Below are 17488 nucleotides of genomic sequence, written 5' to 3'. Positions count from 1 at the left end.
AGCCCCCTTTGTCCGTCACGGCTGTCCGGGGCCGGCGCCGCGCTCCTTGTACAGGCTGATGCTGACCGTACGGTCCTCGGCGACGGTCGAATCCACCTTGCCCGCCAGTGCGGAGAGCACCGTCCAGGCGAAGGTGTCGCGCTCGGGGGCGCGGCCGTCAGTGGTCGGAGCCGCCACGGTCACCTGCAGTGCGTCGTCGATCAGTCGGAAGACGCAGCTCAGCACACTGCCGGGGACGGCTTGCTGCAGCAGGATCGCGCAGGCCTCGTCGACCGCGATGCGCAGATCCTCGATTTCGTCGAGGGTGAAGTCCAAGCGGGCTGCCAGGCCGGCGGTCGCCGTCCGCAGCACCGACAGATAGGCCCCCGCAGCGGGCAGCCGGACTTCCACGAAGTCCTGGGTCCCGGGCTCGCCTGCGATCTGGGACACCCTCACCTCCAAGGTGACACAAGCTGTTTGAGCTGAGCTGATTGGAGCGTCGGCCATATGCCCTTATGGTGGAGGGGTAACGGACCGGCGCGATGTGCGGTTCGGCTGCGACGCTATCGCGATCTGCCACTCGGTGTCGCCCGGACGAAGCACGGCCCCCGTCACGGGTGAACCCCCGAGATGAACATTCCCGATATCACTCATAGTAAGCATATGAGTACGCAGCGTGGCTAGGGGTCTGCGGTCTCAATTCGAAAGAGATGTCGCCTCACTCAACGAACCGCAGGTCGAAGCTATGCCCGGCGCCTGGGCGGCCAGTGCCCGCAGCGGTTCTCCCGACAGCCTTCGTACGGTCCACTCGTCCATCGGCTCCGCGCCCAGCGACGCGTAGAAGCCGATCGCCGGTTCGTTCCAGTCCAGCACCGACCATTCGAAGCGGGCATAGCCCCGCTCCACGCAGATCCGTGCCAGCTCGGCCAGCAGCGCCTTGCCGTGGCCGCCGCCGCGGGCCCGCGGCGTGACGTACAGATCCTCCAGATACACCCCGTGGGTGCCCGTCCACGTGGAGAAGTTACGGAACCACAGGGCGAAGCCGACCGGCACGGGCGCGCCGTCGCCGGTCTCCTCGGCGATCAGCGCGAACACCGCCGGATGCGCACCGAAGAGCGCGGTGTGCAGCTGCTCCTCGGTGGCCTTGGCCTCCGGTAGTGCCCGCTCGTACGCGGCCAGCTCGCGGATCATCGCGAGGATGGCCGGGACGTCGGACGGCTTCGCTGATCGGATCATGTGGTGAAGGCTAGCTCGCCGCACCGACAACGCGGCAGCCGATTCCTCCGCGCGGCAGGTCCCGGGCCCCGCCTCCGCCCCGCCCGGGGCGGTGGGCGCGGCTAGACAATCAGCAGGTCCACGTAGCACCAGCGCCAGTCCTCGCCCGGTTCGAAGCTGCGCATCACCGGATGCCCGGTCTTCTCGAAGTGCCCGGTGGAGTGTCGATAGGTCGATGAATCGCAGCACCCCACATAGCCGCACTCCAGACAGATCCGCAGCTGCACCGGATGGCTGTCGAGGGCCCGGCACTCCGGACAGGTGGCGTTCAGCGGCTCCGGTTCGGGGCGCGGCAGGGCCGGAACGTGGGGGCACTCCTTCATGATTGCCAGACTAAGGCGCTGGGCGAGCCGACGAAGCCGATGAATCGGGACGGGCCGGGGCATGGACGTAACTCCGCTGTTGATGCTGGTCGCGGGCAGCGCGGCGATCGCGGGTCTGGCCCGGCGCACTCCGGTGCCCGCGCCGCTGCTGCTGGTGGCGGCCGGGCTGGTGGTCTCGTATCTGCCGGGGGTGCCGGACTACACCCTGGAGCCGGAGGTCGTGCTCCCGCTGGTGCTGCCCCCGCTGCTGCACACCGCCGCGCTCGACAGCTCCTATCTGGACCTGCGCGCCAATCTGCGGCCGGTGGCGCTGCTGTCGTTCGGCTATGTGCTGTTCGCGACGCTCGCCGTCGGCTGGATCGCCCATCTGCTGGTGCCCGGGCTGCCGCTGACCGCCGCGCTGGTGCTGGGCGCGGTGATCGCCCCGCCGGACGCGGTGGCGGCCACCGCCATCGCCCGCCGGGTCGGGCTGCCCTCCCGGCTGACGACCGTCCTGCGGGGCGAGTCCCTGGTCAACGACGCGACCGCGATCACCGCCTACCGGGTGGCGCTCGCCGCGGCGGTGGGGGAGGGCGCCACCTGGACCCATGCCACGTGGGAGTTCCTGCTCGCGGCGGTGGGCGGCGTCGGCGTCGGCCTGGTCCTCATGGTGCCGCTGCACTGGATGCGTACCCGGCTGCGCGATCCGCTGCTGCAGAACACCCTCTCGCTGCTGATCCCCTTCACCGCCTACGCGGCCGCCGAGCAGGTCGAGGCGTCGGGCGTGCTGGCCGTCGTGGTGGTCGCGCTCTACCTCGGACACCGCTCCTGGCAGGTCGACTTCGCGACCCGGCTCCAGGAGGCGGCCGTCTGGAAGATGATCGCCTTCATCCTGGAGTCGGCCGTGTTCGCGCTGATCGGGCTGCAACTGCGGTTCGTGGTGGGCGGGCTGGGGGAGTTCGGGGCGGGCGAGGCGGCCTGGTACGCGGCCGCCCTCTTCCTGGCCGTGGTGGCCGTGCGGTTCCTCTGGGTCTTCCCGGCGACCTTCGTACCGCGCAAGCTCTTCCCCAGGATCCGGGAGCGGGAGCCCGGTACCGACTGGCGGGCGGCGGTCATCGTCGGCTGGGCCGGGATGCGCGGAGTGGTGTCGCTGGCCATCGCCTTCTCGATCCCGGAGACCGTGCACGGCGGAGGCGACTTCCCGGGCCGCACCCTGATCCTCTTCCTGGCCTTCACCACCGTCATCGGGACGCTGGTCGTCCAGGGGCTCACCCTGCCCGCCCTGATCCGTGCGCTGAAGATGCCGGGGCCCGACCTCCGGGCCGAGACGCTCGCCGAGGCCCAGGCGCAGGCCGATGCCTCGCGGGCGGCCGAGGCCCGGCTGGACGAACTCCTCGCCGATGAGCGCAACGCGCTGCCGCCGCCGCTCGCCGACCGGCTGCGCAATGTGCTGGAGCGGCGCCGCAACGCGGTGTGGGAACGGCTCGGCACGGTCAACGAGGTGACGGGGGAGTCGGCGGACGACACCTACCGCAGGCTGGCGCGCGAGGTGATCGGCAGCGAGCGCGAGGTGTTCGTGAAGCTGCGGGACGCGCGCCGGATCGACGACGAGATGCTCCGTACGCTGCTGCGCCGACTGGACCTGGAGGAGGCGGCCGCGTACCGGGAGGAAACGGCGGAGGACGGGCCCTGACCGTCTCCGGCCGGGGCCCGCCCACTTCGGATGGATCTTCTACTTCAGCCGCTCGCGGATGCGGGCGCGCATCGAGTCCATCGAGAAGCCCCGGGGGTCGATCTTGCCCGGCTGCCATTCGAGATGGCCGATCACGGACCGCTCGGTCCAGCCGTGGCGGCGGCAGACCGCCGCCGCTGCCCGGGCCGTCGCGTCCAGTTGGGCCTCGGGCCACGGGTCCTTGCCGTCGCCGAGGTTCTCGCATTCGAAGCCGTAGAACGCGCGATTGCCGTCCGTGTTGGCCTCGTTGTCGGCGGGCAGCGCCGTTTCGGCGATCACGGCGCGCAGGACCTCGTCGTCGCCGAGCCCCGCGTGGTTGGCGCGGCCGTAGCCGACGAGATGCACTCCGCCGTCCTTGGCGATCACGCCGTGACACAGCGGGCCGGGCAGCTCTGCGTAGCCGTCGCGGCAGATCTCGACGGTGAGTGCGGTGCCGGAGGTGACGGTGTGGTGGATCATCACCCCGTGCACGCTGCCCCACGGCCCCTTGTGGTTCCGGTTGTGGTTGCGCCAGTCGCCGACCTGCACCACGCGCAGGCCCTCGTTCTTCAATCCCGCCAGGAAGTCCCCCGCGGACATGGGTGAGGCCATGACCGCCTCCGTTCTGAATCATGCGGCGGGCGCCGGTCGCGGCCCGCCTGTATCACCGTATGCTTACCCAAAAACACGGTGGGTTATTGAGTCCTGGCTGAGGGGTGGTGGAGAGCGGCCGTTATGGTGCGACTGATCCGCCCGACGACGCGCAGGAGAACCACCGCACCATGCACTACCAGGACGTACTCGACGAGGTCGCGGCCCATGTGGCGCCCCACATCGGCCGGGGTCAGGTGGCCCAGTACATCCCCGCGCTCGCCGCGGTCGACCCGGACCGCTTCGGCATCGCCCTCGCGGACGTCGACGGCAACGTCACCGGCGTCGGCGACTGGGAGCGCCCCTTCTCCGTGCAGTCCATCTCCAAGGCGTTCGGCCTCGCGCTCGTCCTCGCGCAGGACGGCGAGAAGCTGTGGCGGCGGGTCGGCCGGGAGCCCTCGGGCAACCCCTTCAACTCCCTGGTGCAGCTGGAGCACGAGAACGGCATCCCGCGCAATCCGTTCATCAACGCGGGCGCGCTGGTCGTCACCGACCGGCTGCACAGCCTCACCGGCGACGCCAGCACCACCATGCTGGACTTCCTGCGCGCCGAGAGCGGCAACCCGGAGCTGGCCTTCGACGCGGACGTCGCCGAGTCCGAGTCCGGCCACGGCGACCGCAACGCCGCGCTCGCCCACTTCATGGCGAGCTACGGCAACCTCGACAACCCCGTACAGACCGTCCTCGACCACTACTTCTGGCAGTGCTCGATCGAGATGAGCTGCCGCGACCTGGCCCTCGCGGGCGGTTTCCTGGCCCGCCACGGAGAGCGCGCGGACGGCTCCCGGCTGCTGTCGCGGCGCGAGGCGAAGCGGGTCAACGCGGTCATGCTCACCTGCGGGACGTACGACGCGGCGGGCGACTTCGCGTACCGCGTGGGGCTGCCCGGCAAGAGCGGTGTGGGCGGCGGGATCATCGCCGTGATCCCGGGCCGGTGCACGCTGTGCGTCTGGAGCCCCGGTCTGGACGCCCGCGGCAACTCGGTGGCCGGGGTGGCGGCGCTGGACCACTTCACGACGGTGACCGGGTGGTCGGTGTTCTAGGCCCTGTCCGGCGTCCGTGGGCCTCCAGGGTGGCGCCGGGCGGGTGGCGGCGGGAGCATGGAGGGGTAGCAGGAGGTGTGGCGCCATGCAGCACGAGATGCGCGCGGAGTACGAGGAAGGCAGCTCCGGGCGGGTGGCGGGCGCGCCGGTCAAGATCTGGCACATGGTCCGGGGCAACGGCACGACCGCGATGTGCGGCCGCGAGCTGGCCCCGGACGCCGAGACGCAGGCGGCGGACATGTGGGCCACGGGCGACTCCGGGCCCTTCTGCCACTCGTGCGGCGCGATGTATCTGCGCGAGGTCCCTTGAGCGACGGTCCCTTGAGCGATGGCGGAAGCGACTACCGGGAGCGGGCGTCGCGGCTCGGCGGCGGTGCGGTGGTGTGGTCCCGCACCGTCGGCGCCGGGCCGCAGCGGGTCCTGCCCGACGGCTGTACGGATCTGATCTGGGCCGACGGCAGGCTGCTGGTCGCCGGGCCCGATACCCGCGCCCACCTGGCGGGCGGGGACGCGGGGACGCGCGCCGTGGGGCTGCGCTTCGCCCCGGGGGCGGGTCCCGCCGTGCTGGGCGTACCGGCCTGTGAACTGCGCGATCAGCGGGTGCCGTTGGCCGCGCTCTGGCCGGAGGCCGAGGTGCGCCGCCTGGCGGAGCGGGCCTTCGATGGGCAGGCCGGGCAGGTGGGGCGGGTGCTGGAGGCCGTGGCGCTGGACCGGCTGCGGGACGCGGAGCCCGCCGATCCGGTGGTGGGCGAGGTCGTCGCGGGGCTCTCGGACGGGCGCGGCGTGGCGGAGGTGGCCCGGGTGGTGGGCCTGGGCGCGCGGCAGCTGCACCGGCGGTCGCTGGCGGCCTTCGGGTACGGGCCCAAGACGCTGGGGCGGGTGCTGCGGCTGAACCGCGCGCTGGAGCTGGCGCGCGGCGGGGTGCCGTACGCGGAGGTGGCGGCGCTGGCCGGGTACGCGGACCAGGCGCACCTGGCCCGCGAGGTGCGGGGCCTGGCGGGCGTACCCCTGGGCGGGCTGCTGGGACCCGCCCAGGAGCGCCGCGATGCCCCCTAGGGCCGTCAGGCGGGCAGTGGGGCGAACAGGTCGACCTGGTTGCCGTCCGGGTCCAGGAGGGTGGCGTAGCGCTGGCCCCAGAAGGCGTCCCAGGGCTCCTTGGAGCCCCGTACGCCCGCTTCCGTGAGCTTGGCGTACACCGCGTCCACCTCGGCCGGGCTGTCGCACAGGAAGGCCAGCGCCATCCGTCCGGGCCCGCTCGGTGGCGCGGTCTCGGCCGCGTCCCACATCAGGCGCAGCCCGCCCGGCAGGGTGGCCTCGGCGTGTGGCTGGGTGTCGGCCCCGGCGGGGATGTCCAGGCCGAGCAGGCGGTAGAAGGCGAGGGAGGCGGCCATGTCCGCGACGACCAGGCCGATCGCGTCGAATCGTGGTGTCATGCGGGCAGCGTAGGCAGCCCGTGATCCGCCGGTCTTGAACGAATCGGACACCGGCACGAGGGACCTCTACGGGCAGCTGATGACCTGGCCGCCGTACGACAGGTTGCCGCCGAAGCCGAACAGCAGCACGGGGCTCCCGGAGGGGATCTCGCCGCGTTCGACCAGCTTGGACAGGGCGAGCGGAATGCTGGCCGCCGAGGTGTTCCCGGAGTCCACGACATCGCGCGCGATCACCGCGTTGACCGCGCCGAGCTTACGGGCGACCGGTTCGATGATCCGCAGGTTGGCCTGGTGGAGCACGACCCCGGCCAGGTCCTCCGGCTCGTACCCGGCCCGGGCGCACACCTCGCGGGCTATGGGCGGCAGTTGGGTGGTGGCCCAGCGGTACACGGACTGGCCCTCCTGCGCGAAGCGCGGCGGGGTGCCCTCGATACGGACGGCGTTGCCCAGCTCGGGCACCGATCCCCACACCACCGGCCCGATGCCCGGCTTCCCGCCCGCGTCCCCGTCCGCCGTCACCACGGCCGCGCCCGCGCCGTCGCCCAGCAGGACGCAGCTGGAGCGGTCGGTCCAGTCGGCGGCCTCGGTGAACTTGTCCGCGCCGATGACCAGCACGCTGGTGGCCGATCCGGCCCGTATCGCGTGGTCGGCGGTGGCCAGGGCGTGGGTGAACCCGGCGCACACCACGTTGATGTCCATGGCGGCGGGGCTGGCCAGGTCCAGCCGGGCGGCGACGCGGGCGGCCATGTTGGGGCTGCGGTTGATCGCGGTGGACGTGGCGACCAGCACCATGTCGATGTCGGTGGGGGCGAGGCCGCTGTGGGCGAGGGCCTTGGCGGCGGCCGCCGCGGCCATCTCGTCCACCGTCTCGTCCGGGCGTGCCACATGGCGGGTGCGGATCCCGACCCGCGCGCGGATCCACTCGTCGCTGGTGTCGACCATGGCGGCGAGGTCGTCGTTGGTGAGCACCTTCGCGGGCTGGTAGTGCCCGAGCGCCCGTACGCGTGAACCGGTCATCAGTCCAGTCTTGGGGCACGCGGGCCCGTCCGAAGCGTGGGCAGGTGCCAACGAATCGGCCCGAGATCTGGAGGATTCGGCCTTTCCAGCAGGCGGTGGCGGCCTTCCGGCACTCGGCCGCCACCGCGTTCATGGCCTTGACGTCAGGAGAGCTGGCCGTCGTAGTCCGGGAGCTTGAAGGTCTTCTCGGCGTGGCCGCCCACCAGGTCGGTGGCGCTGTTGCCGATGTTCGCGATGATCGTGTAGCCCTTCTTCTCGATCTCCACGCGCTTGGCGGTCTTGTACGCGCCGACCTCCATGAAGAGGTCGCCGAGCCCGCGTACGTACAGCCCGGCCACCTTGTAGCCCACGTTCTCCAGGTTGAACTGGGTGGGCAGGGTGAGGATGTCCGGACGCGCGGTGACGAAGAAGAGGGCCACGCCACGGGACTGCGCGTACTGGGAGAGCTGGAGGACCGGGTCCACGGCGGGCGCCGGGTAGCTGAACTTGAAGTCCGACTCCAGCGAGGTGTTGTCGATGTCCAGGACGATGGCCTGCTTCTGGCCCCCGGGGTTCTGGGTGCGCTCCTCGACGTAGGGCCGGGCCTGGTCGATGACGGCCTTCACATCGCGCTTCCAGGTCTCGTAGTCGACCTTCGCGGCGGTGGTGCTGGCGGCGCTCGGCGTGGCGGCCGACGTGGTCGCGGCGGTGGCCGTGGTGGCCGTACCGCCCAGGCCGATGGCGATGGCCACGGCCACCGCCGTCACGCCGAGCCGTCGTGATCGCAAGCGTGCTGCAGTCATGGGTTCCGTCCTCGTCGTCGTGTCGAAGTGTTTCCCCGGGTGGCATGCTCACGTTCGACGGTGGACATGAGAAGACCGCTGCGTTTACTGATGAGTAACGATTCGCGCTCAGCGGGCTTTCCGGGCCCGAAATAGGCCAACGACACGTGCCGGGCCGTTCTTTGACTGGTCAGCCGTTAGATGGGTATGTCATGTACTGAAGGGCCGGCCTGGACCCGGCGGTGCACGCACCCCGCCCGGACGTCGTGTCACCCCCAGAGCTCCGGTGTCGCGCGCCTCCACCCTGCCGAGGAGGCTTGCATGTTCGATGATCGGCCCGCCTTCGGTGTCCGTGTGCGTGCGCTGGGCGGTGTCACGGTCGCTGAGGTCGCGGGAGAGCTGGACATCTTCGCCACGGAACGGATCTCCGCACGGCTCGATTCCCTGGCCCGTACGGGATGTCCGGATCTGGTGCTGGATCTGCGGCGGGTCACCTTCCTGGACTGCGCCGGGCTGTCGTTACTGTGCCGGCTGCGCAACCGTGTGCTGGAGCGGGAGGGCAGGCTGCGGCTGGTCATCGTCGACCCGCGGTTCCTGCGGCTGCTGCGGATGGTCCGGCTGGAGGGCGCCTTCGAGGTGCTGGAGGATCTGACACCGGCGGTCGCGGGCGCGGGGAACGCGGCGGGCGGCGGGAGCGGCGACGTGCTCGCCTGAGCTGATCAGGCGTCAATAGGAAGAAACGTATTTCACTCGAACGAGGGTTTTTCGCTAGGGGAATGCCGCGTCCCTCTCTCTGTAACCGACGGTCACCCCCTTACGCTCGCCTGCACGTCACCCAGGGCCCGGCGGAATCGCACCCGACGCTCCACTCTGCCCGCTTCCGGGAGTCCGAGGACGGTGAAAGGGGGCAGTGTGCCGTTCCGAGGGGAATTCGTGATGTCGCAGCAAGGCGCTCCCCGTGGCGCGCCCATGCCGCAGGGGGCGTCGCACGCGACGCCGGACGCCGCGCCGGGGTCCGACGCGGCCGCCGGTGGCTTATCCCGCTTACCGGACCACCCGGACCCGGCTCCGTACGCCCGTACGTCCCGGATCGGCGGGTTCACCGTCGTGGCGCTGCACGGTGAGATCGACATCGCCGGGCTGTCGGCGGTCGGCCCGGCGATGGACGCCGCCACGGGCGCCCCGGTGCCCGAGGTCGTGGTCGACCTGACGCCGACGACGTTCTTCGACTGCTCCGGGCTGGAGCTGCTGTGCCGCGCCCACCGGCGGGTGGCCGAGCGCGGCGGCCGGCTGCGGCTGGTGTGCGCCGACCCGCTGATCCTGCGCACCCTGCGGGTGGGCGGGCTGCTCGACACGCTCGTCCCGGTGGCCACGGTGGAGGACGCGGTCGGCGAGGGGTGACGCGTCAGACGCGGGGCGGGGCCACCCGGTGGCCCCGGCGGCGGGGGTGGTGACGGTGACGGTGGCGATGGCGGGCCGGGACATCGCTGTGTCGCTCGGCCTCGATCTTGTTGCCGGTCTGGGCGTTGACCCGGTGGATCAGCAGCGCACCCACGGCGATCATCGCCAGGATCACGGCCACGGTGACGACGGTCTCCATGGTGTTCACTCCCTGGGGCCGGGCCCCGGCCTGGAGGTATTCCGGCCGAAATGCGCGAAACCTTGGTGAATACACCGTACCTCCGCCCGGCCGCGAGAGCGCCCCGCGTGCGGTGGCCGATCCATGAGCGGCGCCTTCGGGAAACACCGGCCGCCCGCACCGGCGTCGGGGGTCCGGGTGCGGGCGGCGTGCCCTGATCAGTGGCTCAGGGAGTCAGGGGGCTGCGGGGTGGCTCAGCTGCTCAGTGGGCCTTGGCCAGGTCCTTCTTCTGCAGGGCGGCCAGACCGTTCGCCCACAGCTGGTTCACGCGGCTGATCTCGGCCGCGTTCGGCTGCGAGTTCTTGCAGGACGTGCCCGGGCCGCCACCGGACATCAGCTCGCTGCACGGGCCCGAGTAGTGGTCCGGCAGACCGAGCACATGGCCGGTCTCGTGCGCGGTGACCCGCGTGGAGTCGTACTGCTGGTTCTGCTTGTAGTCCAGGAAGATGTAGCCGCTTCCGTGGCCGTCGGTGCTCGCGTACGAGCCTCTGGAGTCGTTGCCCTCGCGGTAGGTGAAGTCGGGACTGCTGCCCTCCCGCAGCTTCACGTTGGTCACCGACGCGTTCCATATCTGGGTGCTGCGCGCTATCACCGACTTGAAGGTCGGCGCCTGGCTCGCGCTGTAGGTGACGGTGACCGCGGCGGCCAGGCCGGGCGCCTTCGCCCGCTTGGCCAGCGCCGACTTCATCACGGCCTTGATGAAGGCGTCGGTCTCGGCCTTCTCCTCGGCGCCGGGGACGTACCCGGCGGTCGTGGTGGCCGTCGTGGACCGGGTGCTCTCGGGCGTGGCCGCCGACGCGGGCACGGCGGCGAGGCTCGCCGCCAGACCGAGGCCGAGGGTCGCGGACAGCGCCAGCTTGGGAAGTGTCACGTGGGGGGCTCCTCATCGTCCTCGGGCCCCGGCCGCCGTGTGGGGTGCGGCGGTGGGAGCCCTGGGATGCACTCTTGGTGCCGCAGAGTCTTGAGGAGATCGGGCGTGGCGCGGAGATACCAACCGGCGATAGGCCCATGGCATATCCCGGTCCGGGCGGGCCGATTGGTCGCCCGATGCGCCGACTCGCCCCGCAGAAAGGGGAATTGGCGCGGTTTCAGAGGCTGGTGTGACGCGCGAGGGCGCCGTTATGCTCCCGCCGTGGAGCTCGAGGTGAGGCACCTTCGTGCGCTGTGCGCCATCGCCGACACCGGCAGCCTACGGAAGGCGGCGCGGCAGCTGGGCATGACCCAGCCTTCTTTGACGACGCAGCTCCGGCGCATCGAGAACACCGTCGGTGGCCGGTTGTTCTCACGGGAGGTCACCGGCAGCCGCCCCACCCCGCTCGGACGGTCCCTGCTGAACCGGGCCCGGCCCATAGTGGCCGATATGAACGCCCTGGTGAGCGAGGTCCGGCTGGAGGTGGGGCAGACCGCGGGCGAGGCCCTGCGGGTCGGCAGCACCGGCAGCCGGGCCGTGGTCGGGTGGCTGCGCAGGCTCCGCGCCCGCTTCCCGGACACCGACACCACCATCCACATCGACGTGTCCGCGAACGCGCTGCTGGAGATGGTCGCCGCGCAGCAGCTCGACGCCGCCTTCGTCCACGAGGTCGAGGGCGTTCCGCTGCGGGTCCCCGAGGGGGTGCGGCGCCGGGTGCTGCTGGCCCGCGAGCCGCAGTTCGTAGCCCTCGCCGAGACGCATCCGGCCGCCGCCGCACCGGTGGTGCGGCTCACGGACCTCGCCGACGACCAGTGGATGGTCGACCCCGCGGGGGACGGCGAGGGGACCGGGCTGCGCCGGGTCCTGACCGCCGCCGGGCTGAACCCCCGGGTGGTGTACGGGGACTATCTGACCGCCGCCGACCTGGTCGCCTCCGGGGAGGTGGTGGCCCCGTGCCAGCCCACGGCCCGGTCGCGTCCGGGCATGGCGGTGCGGCCGCTGCACGGGGATCCGCTGTCGGTCGGGCTGTATCTGGCCTCGCGCGCGCCGGACGCGGGCGCCTCGGCCGTCTCCGCCGATGCCGACGCGCTCTTCGCCGAGTTGGAGACCGCGTACCTGGAGATCGCCTGGGCGAGCGACGCCTACCGCCAGTGGCTGGTGCGCAACGACAGCCCGCTGGTGCGCGTACGTGACGCCCGGACGCCGGTCCCGGCGGGCGACATCGGCCTCGCGGGCCCGTCGGACGGCGCGTAGCCGGGCCTAAGCCGCGTCGGTGGCCCGGCCCCGCCTCCGGCCGCCTCGGCTGCCTCAGCCCTCTCAGTCGTCGATCGCCTGGTAGGCCAGCGTCCAGAAGTCGAGGTACACCGGGGAGAACGCCGGGAACTGGGCGCGCTGGGTCAGCAGGACCGCCACCATCTCCTCCTCGGGATCCGAGGCCCAGGACGTGCCGAGCCCGCCGTCCCAGCCGAACCGGCCCGGCACCGCCGCGACGCCGTCCCGCCCGGTGACCACCGAAACCCCGAACCCCCAGCCCACGTTGGACCACGCCCCGGGGAGGAGGCCGGACACCGCCTTCTGGGCGGGGGTGAGCTGATCGGTCGTCATCAGCTCCACGGACGGCCGGGACAGGACGCGCCCGCCATCGCCGCACCGCCCCCGGTCCAGCAGCATCCGGCCGAACGCCAGATAGTCGTCCACCGTGGAGACCAAGCCCCCGCCGCCGTCCGGGAACGCGGGCGGGGCGGCCCACCGGCTGTCCTCGGCCCCGTCGTACGGTTCGAGCTTCCCGGTCTCGGGGTCGGCGAGGTACGAGGTGGCCAGCCGCCCGAGCTTCTCGCGCGGTACGTGGAAGCCGGTGTCCGTCATGCCCAGCGGTTCGAAGATCCGCTCCCGCAGAAACGCCTCCAGCGGGCGGCCGGTGGCCCGCGCGATGAGCACGCCCAGCACCTGGGAGCCCGTGTGGTACAGCCACTTCTCGCCCGGCTGGTGCATCAGCGGCAGGGTGCCCAGGCGCCGCAGCCACTCATCGGGGTCCGGCGCCTCGGTGGGGTCCGGCATCCCGACCCCGACCCCCAGCTCCTGGGCGGCGCGCGCCACCGGATACGTGTCCTCCGGGGCCGTCAGCAGACCGAAGCCCAGCCGGAACGTCAGCAGATCGCGCACGGTGATCGGGCGGACCGCCGCGACGGTGTCCTCCAGCGGTCCGTCGATCCGGCGCAGCACCCTGCGGTCGGCCAGCTCGGGCAGCAGCCGGTCCACCGGGTCGTCCAGCCGCAGCACACACTCCTCGACCAGGATCATCGTGGCGGCCGCGATGACCGGCTTCGTCATCGAGGCGATCCGGAAGATGGTGTCCCGGCGCATCGCGTCCTCGGTGCCGACCGCCTTCGTACCGAGCACATCGACATGCGTCTCACCGCGCCTGCTGAGCGCCGTGATGAGCCCGGGGGCCTCGCCCTGCTCGACATGGCGGGCCATGACGTCGTGCATCCGGCCCAGCCGCGCGGTCGAGAATCCTCCGGTGCCCATGCGTGTCCCCGTTCGTCCGGTGAGAGCCGCCCGGTGAGAGCCGCCCGGCACGGGCCGCCCCGGTGAGAGCTGCCCGTGAAGACTCCCACACGGCACTGACAGCCACCGGCGCTCGGCGGATCAGCCCAGCTCGGGCGGTGCGCCGGGCAGCGGCTGCTCCGCCCAGATGGTCTTGCCCTCCGCGGTCTGCCGACTGCCCCAGCGCCGGCTGAGCTGGGCCACCAGCAGCAGCCCGCGGCCGCCCTCGTCGAAGGTGCGGGCCCGGCGCATGTGCGGGGCCGTGTTGCTGGCGTCGGACACCTCGCAGATCAGCGAGTGGTCGTGGATCAGGCGCAGCTGGATGGGCGGGATCGCGTGCCGGATGGCATTGGTGACCAGCTCGCTGACGACCAGTTCGGTGGCGAACGCGGCCTCGTCCAGGCCCCAGTCGGTCAGCCGCTCGGTGACGTCCCGGCGGGACCGGGCGACACAGGCCGGGTCGGCGGGCACGTCCCAGGTGGCCACGTGCGCCGCGTCCAGCGCGTGGGTGCGGGCGAGCAGCAGGGCGACGTCGTCCAGCACACCGGTCTCGGGCAGCAGCGCGCGCAGTACGGAGTCACAGGTGCCCTCCAGCGAGGCGGCGGGGTGGGCCAGCGCGTCGGCCAGCAGCACGCGCCCCTCGTCCACATCGCGGTCCCAGCCGCCCACCAGGCCGTTGGTGTAGAGGGCGAGCACGGTGTGCTCGGGCAGTTCGAGGTCCATCGCCTCGAACGGCAGCCCGCCGACCCCGAGCGGCGGACCCACCGGCAGCGGTACGAACTCCACCGCCCCGCCGGGGGTGACCACGGCCGGTGCGGGATGGCCGGCCGCGGCCATGGTGCAGCGGTGCGACACCGGGTCGTAGACCGCGTACAGACAGGTGGCGCCCACGTCCCCGGTGGACTCCCCGCCCCCGGTCTCGGCGGACAGATGGATCACCAAGTCGTCCAGGTGGGTGAGGAGTTCGTCCGGCGGCAGATCGACGTCGGCGAGGGTGCGTACCGCGGTGCGCAGCCGTCCCATGGTGGCCGACGCCTGGATGCCGTGGCCGACCACGTCGCCGACCACCAGGGCGACCCGCGCGCCGGACAGCGGGATCACATCGAACCAGTCGCCGCCCGCCGCGGTGTACGGCCCGGCGGGCAGATAGCGGGACGCCACCTCCACCGCGGACGGCCGGGGCACCGCCTGCGGCAGCAGACTGCGCTGCAGGGCCAGCGCGGTGTCGCGCTCCCGGGTGAAGCGGCGCGCGTTGTCCACACAGACCGCGGCCCGTGTGGTGATCTCCTCGGCCAGCAGGACATCGTCCTGGGTGAACGGCCCGGGGCTGCGGTGGCGGATGAACACGGCCACCCCGAGGGTGGTTCCCCTGGCCCGGATCGGCACCGACATGATCGAGTGGATGCCGAACTCCTCGATCTTGGCGCCGCGGGCCGGTTTCAGGGCCATCCACGCGCTGATGACGGGGTCGTCGGTGGTGTAGATGATGGGTCGCCCCGCCACCAGGCACTCGGCCATCGGCGAGACCTCCGGATAGGTGTCCACCTGCCCCGGCTCGACCACCGTCTCCGGGCACCCCTCGATGACCGACTTCCGGGCGGTGCGGCGCAGCACGACCGGGCCGGAGAGCGGGCCGGACGGCGGCTCCGCGTCCTGGTCGAGCCGGTCCAGCAGCTCGACGGTCACGAAGTCGGCCAGCCGCGGTACGCACACGTCGGCCAGCTCCTGCGCGGTGCGGTTGATGTCCAGGGTGCTGCCGATCCGTACGCTGGCCTCGCTCAGCAGGAGCAGCCGCTGCCGGGCCCGGTACTGCTCGGTGATGTCGTGCGCCGCCAGGCACACGCCGTGCACCTCACCGTCCCTGGTCTTCAGCGGCGCGAAGTGGGCGGACCAGGCGTGCTCCCGCGCCTCGCCCCCGGTGCGCGGATACGTCTCCACATGGCGCCGTTCGCCGGTCCGCAGCACATACCGCATCAGCGCCTCAAGGCCCTCGCTGCGCAGCTTCCCGCCGATGTCCGCGAGCCGCAGCCCCTGGAGGTCGCCCTCGGGCAGGCCGATGACGCGCGCCATCTCGGCGTTCGCGTTGCGCAGCCGCAGATCGGTGTCGTAGATCGCCATGGGGCAGGGCGACTGGGCGTACGCCCAGGTCAGGAGTTTCGCGTCGGAGGGTTCCGCGAGGTCGTCGGCGGGAGCGGGGGCGATCAGCAGCCAGCCGTCGCCGGTGCGGTGGGCCAGCAGCGTGACCTCCACCCGCCGCCCGTCGCGGCGGCGCAGCGCGAGCGTGCCGTGCCAGCGTGCCCGTACCGCCCGGGCCCGCTCCGCCACGCTCCAGACCGGTTCGGCCAGCAGCTCCGTTGCGGGGCGCCCGACCACCTCCGACGGCGGATATCCGAGCAGCCGCCGGGCACCGTCGTTCCAGCCGGTCACCGTGGCGTCGCCGCCGACGGTGACCCGCGCCGCGCCCGCTTCGTCCACGTGTTCCAGTATGGGCGTTAAAAGAAGACCGCACCCGGCCGCGGTGGCGGTCCGGGTGCGGGCGAGGGGCCGGTCGGTCGGCCTCGGAGGCCGGGTCAGGCCTTCTTGGTCTCCCAGAAGATCTTGTCGATCTGGGCGATGTAGTCCAGAGCCTTCTGGCCCGTGGCCGGGTCGGTGGAGCCCTTGGCGGCGCTGAGCGCCTTCAGGGTCTCGTTGATCAGCTGGTGCAGCTCCGGGTACTTCTCGAAGTGCGGGGGCTTGAAGTAGTCGCTCCACAGCACCGAGACGTGGTGCTTCGCCAGTTCCGCGCGCTCCTCCTTGATGGTGGTGGCGCGGGCGCGGAAGTGCGGGTCCTCGTTGGCCTGGTACTTCTCCTGGACGGCCTTGACGGACTCGGCCTCGATGCGGGCCTGGGCCGGGTCGTACACGCCGCAGGGCAGGTCGCAGTGGGCGCTGACCTGAACCTTGCGTGCGAACAGGCGGGAGAGCATAGAGCTGTCCTTCCATTCGTGATCGTCTTCTCAGGTGCGAGATTACTCCGTGTGGGAAGGCTTTTCTCGGGCGGGCCGGGAGGCTTAGGTCAAAAGTCCGGTGACACTCCGGGGTGGCTGGGGCGGTGACCTGCGATGGTGAGGGTGGACGGTGGCGTACGGACGGAAGGTGCCGTGATGCAGGAGCAGCTGCACGATCGCGGGCAGGAGAAGGACCGCGAGCAGCACGGCCTGCTGCGGATGGGGCTGGCCGAGGTGTACAACCCGTCGATGCGGCCGTCGCTGTATCCGGGCGACCAGTTGGTGGTGCGGTACGGGGTGCCCGTGCGGCCGGGGGACGTGGTGGTGCTCCGGCATCCCTTCCGGCAGGACCTGCTCATCGTGAAGCGCGCGGTGGAGCGGCGCGAGGGCGGCTGGTGGGTGATGGGGGACAACCCGGACGTGAAGAACGACAGCCGGGAGTTCGGCGTCGTACCGGACGAGCTGGTGGTGGCCCGCGCGTGGTTGCGGGTGCGGCCGCTGCCGGGGCGGCCCGGGGGCCGGGGTCAGCGGTCGATGGCCGGGCTGCTGTCGTGGGCGGTCTCCGCGGTGCGGCCCGTGTCGAGGCGTTTACGGGCGCGGTAGGCGGCGACGTTGGCGCGGGTGGCGCAGCGGTCGGAACAGTAGCGCCGGGATCGATTTGTCGATGTGTCGAGATAGACGTTGCGGCAGGGCGGGGCCTCGCAGATGCCGAGCCGGTCCGCGCCCAGCTCGGTGAGGTGGAACGCGAGCCCCATGGAGGCGGTCGCGGCGAATCCGGCACCGGCGTTGGCGGCGTAGTCGGCGATGTGCATGTGCCAGTTGGGGCGGCCGTCCTCGTCCCGCAGCTCGTGCCCGGAGATCTGCGGGCTCACCGGGAACTCGATGAGCAGCGCGTTGAGCAGATCCACGGCCAGTTCCTCGTCCCCCTCCGCCGCCGCCTCGAAGACCGCGCGCAGCCGGGCCCGGACCGACCGCAGCCGGGTGACGTCGGCGTCCGTCGCGCGCCGGGCCGCCTGGCGGCTCTCCCCGAAGAGGGTGCGTACGGCGTCGACCGAGGTGAGCGCGTCGGTGCCGCGTGCGGGCTCCTCGCTGTTGACCAGACGCACGGCGAGATCTGAGTAATAAGCCAGTTCCACTTGTGGTCCTTACGGGGGCGGTCTAGGGTCGGTTCTGGTCAGGTCGGGTAATGGGCGCTCTACGCGCCAGGGTATTACGTACGACAGCGTGGAGGAG

The 17488-nt window shown here is 71.8% G+C and carries 21 protein-coding genes; 8 read left to right on the top strand and 13 right to left on the bottom strand.

Going from position 1 to position 17488, the window contains the following annotated elements; translation table 11 throughout:
* Positions 1–15: 15 nt before the first annotated feature.
* From ACFV9T_RS15900 to ACFV9T_RS15890, 3 genes are all read right to left on the bottom strand, one after another.
* Positions 16–429 (bottom strand): anti-sigma regulatory factor, encoded by a 414-nt coding sequence (locus tag ACFV9T_RS15900; RefSeq protein WP_009715155.1) that lies wholly within the window; start codon positions 427–429, stop codon positions 16–18.
* 246 nt (positions 430–675) lie between these two features.
* Positions 676–1215, bottom strand: a complete 540-nt coding sequence (locus ACFV9T_RS15895) for a GNAT family N-acetyltransferase (protein WP_385440453.1) — start codon at positions 1213–1215, stop codon at positions 676–678.
* A gap of 101 nt (positions 1216–1316) precedes the next feature.
* Positions 1317–1577, bottom strand: coding sequence for a UBP-type zinc finger domain-containing protein (locus ACFV9T_RS15890; RefSeq protein ID WP_385440450.1), 261 nt, complete (start codon positions 1575–1577; stop codon positions 1317–1319).
* A 61-nt stretch (positions 1578–1638) separates the two neighbouring features.
* Here ACFV9T_RS15890 and ACFV9T_RS15885 point away from each other — a divergent pair, with 61 nt between their 5' ends.
* Complete coding sequence (locus ACFV9T_RS15885; RefSeq protein ID WP_385440448.1) at positions 1639–3249, top strand: Na+/H+ antiporter; 1611 nt, start codon at positions 1639–1641, stop codon at positions 3247–3249.
* A 39-nt stretch (positions 3250–3288) separates the two neighbouring features.
* Here the strand turns inward: ACFV9T_RS15885 and ACFV9T_RS15880 are convergent, their stop codons facing one another.
* Positions 3289–3879, bottom strand: a complete 591-nt coding sequence (locus ACFV9T_RS15880) for an N-acetylmuramoyl-L-alanine amidase (protein ID WP_385440447.1) — start codon at positions 3877–3879, stop codon at positions 3289–3291.
* A gap of 170 nt (positions 3880–4049) precedes the next feature.
* On the opposite strand from ACFV9T_RS15880, the gene ACFV9T_RS15875 reads away from it, so the two are divergent.
* The 3 genes from ACFV9T_RS15875 (at position 4050) to ACFV9T_RS15865 (ending at position 6017) form a co-directional block, all read left to right on the top strand.
* Positions 4050–4961: a glutaminase gene (locus tag ACFV9T_RS15875; RefSeq protein ID WP_385440445.1), complete on the top strand. Its 912-nt coding sequence runs from the start codon at positions 4050–4052 to the stop codon at positions 4959–4961.
* Positions 4962–5046: 85 nt separating this feature from the next.
* Positions 5047–5271 carry a hypothetical protein gene (locus tag ACFV9T_RS15870; protein WP_385440443.1) on the top strand — a complete coding sequence of 75 codons (225 nt, stop codon included), beginning with the start codon at positions 5047–5049 and terminating at the stop codon, positions 5269–5271.
* An 11-nt stretch (positions 5272–5282) separates the two neighbouring features.
* Positions 5283–6017, top strand: coding sequence for a helix-turn-helix domain-containing protein (locus ACFV9T_RS15865; RefSeq protein ID WP_385440441.1), 735 nt, complete (start codon positions 5283–5285; stop codon positions 6015–6017).
* A 5-nt stretch (positions 6018–6022) separates the two neighbouring features.
* On the opposite strand, the gene ACFV9T_RS15860 is transcribed toward ACFV9T_RS15865, so the two are convergent.
* The 3 genes from ACFV9T_RS15860 to ACFV9T_RS15850 all read right to left on the bottom strand — a co-directional run bounded on the left by ACFV9T_RS15860 (position 6023) and on the right by ACFV9T_RS15850 (position 8193).
* Positions 6023–6394, bottom strand: coding sequence for a VOC family protein (locus tag ACFV9T_RS15860; RefSeq protein WP_385440438.1), 372 nt, complete (start codon positions 6392–6394; stop codon positions 6023–6025).
* 66 nt (positions 6395–6460) lie between these two features.
* The gene (locus ACFV9T_RS15855) at positions 6461–7411 is read right to left on the bottom strand and encodes a beta-ketoacyl-ACP synthase III (RefSeq protein ID WP_385440437.1); all 951 of its coding nucleotides are present in this window, start codon (positions 7409–7411) and stop codon (positions 6461–6463) included.
* Between the two features lie 143 nt (positions 7412–7554).
* On the bottom strand, positions 7555–8193 hold the full coding sequence (locus tag ACFV9T_RS15850; RefSeq protein WP_385440436.1) for an HAD family acid phosphatase: 639 nt from the start codon (positions 8191–8193) through the stop codon (positions 7555–7557).
* A gap of 300 nt (positions 8194–8493) precedes the next feature.
* On the opposite strand from ACFV9T_RS15850, the gene ACFV9T_RS15845 reads away from it, so the two are divergent.
* Both ACFV9T_RS15845 and ACFV9T_RS15840 read left to right on the top strand, forming a co-directional pair.
* Entirely contained in the window at positions 8494–8886 is a 393-nt protein-coding gene (locus ACFV9T_RS15845; RefSeq protein ID WP_385440434.1) for an STAS domain-containing protein, read from the top strand.
* A 222-nt stretch (positions 8887–9108) separates the two neighbouring features.
* Entirely contained in the window at positions 9109–9573 is a 465-nt protein-coding gene (locus ACFV9T_RS15840; RefSeq protein WP_385440432.1) for an STAS domain-containing protein, read from the top strand.
* A gap of 4 nt (positions 9574–9577) precedes the next feature.
* Here ACFV9T_RS15840 and ACFV9T_RS15835 read toward each other — a convergent pair whose 3' ends face one another.
* Complete coding sequence (locus ACFV9T_RS15835) at positions 9578–9772, bottom strand: hypothetical protein (protein WP_385440430.1); 195 nt, start codon at positions 9770–9772, stop codon at positions 9578–9580.
* A gap of 241 nt (positions 9773–10013) precedes the next feature.
* Positions 10014–10682 (bottom strand): snapalysin, encoded by a 669-nt coding sequence (gene snpA / locus ACFV9T_RS15830; protein ID WP_385440429.1) that lies wholly within the window; start codon positions 10680–10682, stop codon positions 10014–10016.
* A 261-nt stretch (positions 10683–10943) separates the two neighbouring features.
* On the opposite strand from snpA, the gene ACFV9T_RS15825 reads away from it, so the two are divergent.
* Entirely contained in the window at positions 10944–11975 is a 1032-nt protein-coding gene (locus ACFV9T_RS15825; protein WP_385440427.1) for a LysR family transcriptional regulator, read from the top strand.
* A 63-nt stretch (positions 11976–12038) separates the two neighbouring features.
* Here ACFV9T_RS15825 and ACFV9T_RS15820 read toward each other — a convergent pair whose 3' ends face one another.
* The 3 genes from ACFV9T_RS15820 to sodN all read right to left on the bottom strand — a co-directional run bounded on the left by ACFV9T_RS15820 (position 12039) and on the right by sodN (position 16234).
* Entirely contained in the window at positions 12039–13250 is a 1212-nt protein-coding gene (locus ACFV9T_RS15820) for a serine hydrolase domain-containing protein (protein ID WP_385440425.1), read from the bottom strand.
* Between the two features lie 120 nt (positions 13251–13370).
* Entirely contained in the window at positions 13371–15752 is a 2382-nt protein-coding gene (locus ACFV9T_RS15815) for a SpoIIE family protein phosphatase (RefSeq protein ID WP_385440534.1), read from the bottom strand.
* Between the two features lie 86 nt (positions 15753–15838).
* Positions 15839–16234 carry a superoxide dismutase, Ni gene (gene sodN, locus ACFV9T_RS15810; protein ID WP_385440423.1) on the bottom strand — a complete coding sequence of 132 codons (396 nt, stop codon included), beginning with the start codon at positions 16232–16234 and terminating at the stop codon, positions 15839–15841.
* Positions 16235–16411: 177 nt separating this feature from the next.
* On the opposite strand from sodN, the gene sodX reads away from it, so the two are divergent.
* Entirely contained in the window at positions 16412–16858 is a 447-nt protein-coding gene (sodX, locus tag ACFV9T_RS15805) for a nickel-type superoxide dismutase maturation protease (protein WP_385440421.1), read from the top strand.
* On the opposite strand, the gene ACFV9T_RS15800 is transcribed toward sodX, so the two are convergent.
* Positions 16780–17391, bottom strand: coding sequence for a CGNR zinc finger domain-containing protein (locus ACFV9T_RS15800; RefSeq protein ID WP_385440418.1), 612 nt, complete (start codon positions 17389–17391; stop codon positions 16780–16782). The two genes, sodX and ACFV9T_RS15800, sit on opposite strands and share 79 nt — an antisense overlap.
* Positions 17392–17488: the final 97 nt, after the last annotated feature.

This window comes from Streptomyces sp. NPDC059850 (assembly GCF_042731515.1).
In the GTDB taxonomy this organism is placed as follows: domain Bacteria; phylum Actinomycetota; class Actinomycetes; order Streptomycetales; family Streptomycetaceae; genus Streptomyces.
The sequence above is the reverse complement of the archived record's forward strand: the minus strand, read 5'-3'. Positions and strand labels throughout refer to the sequence as shown.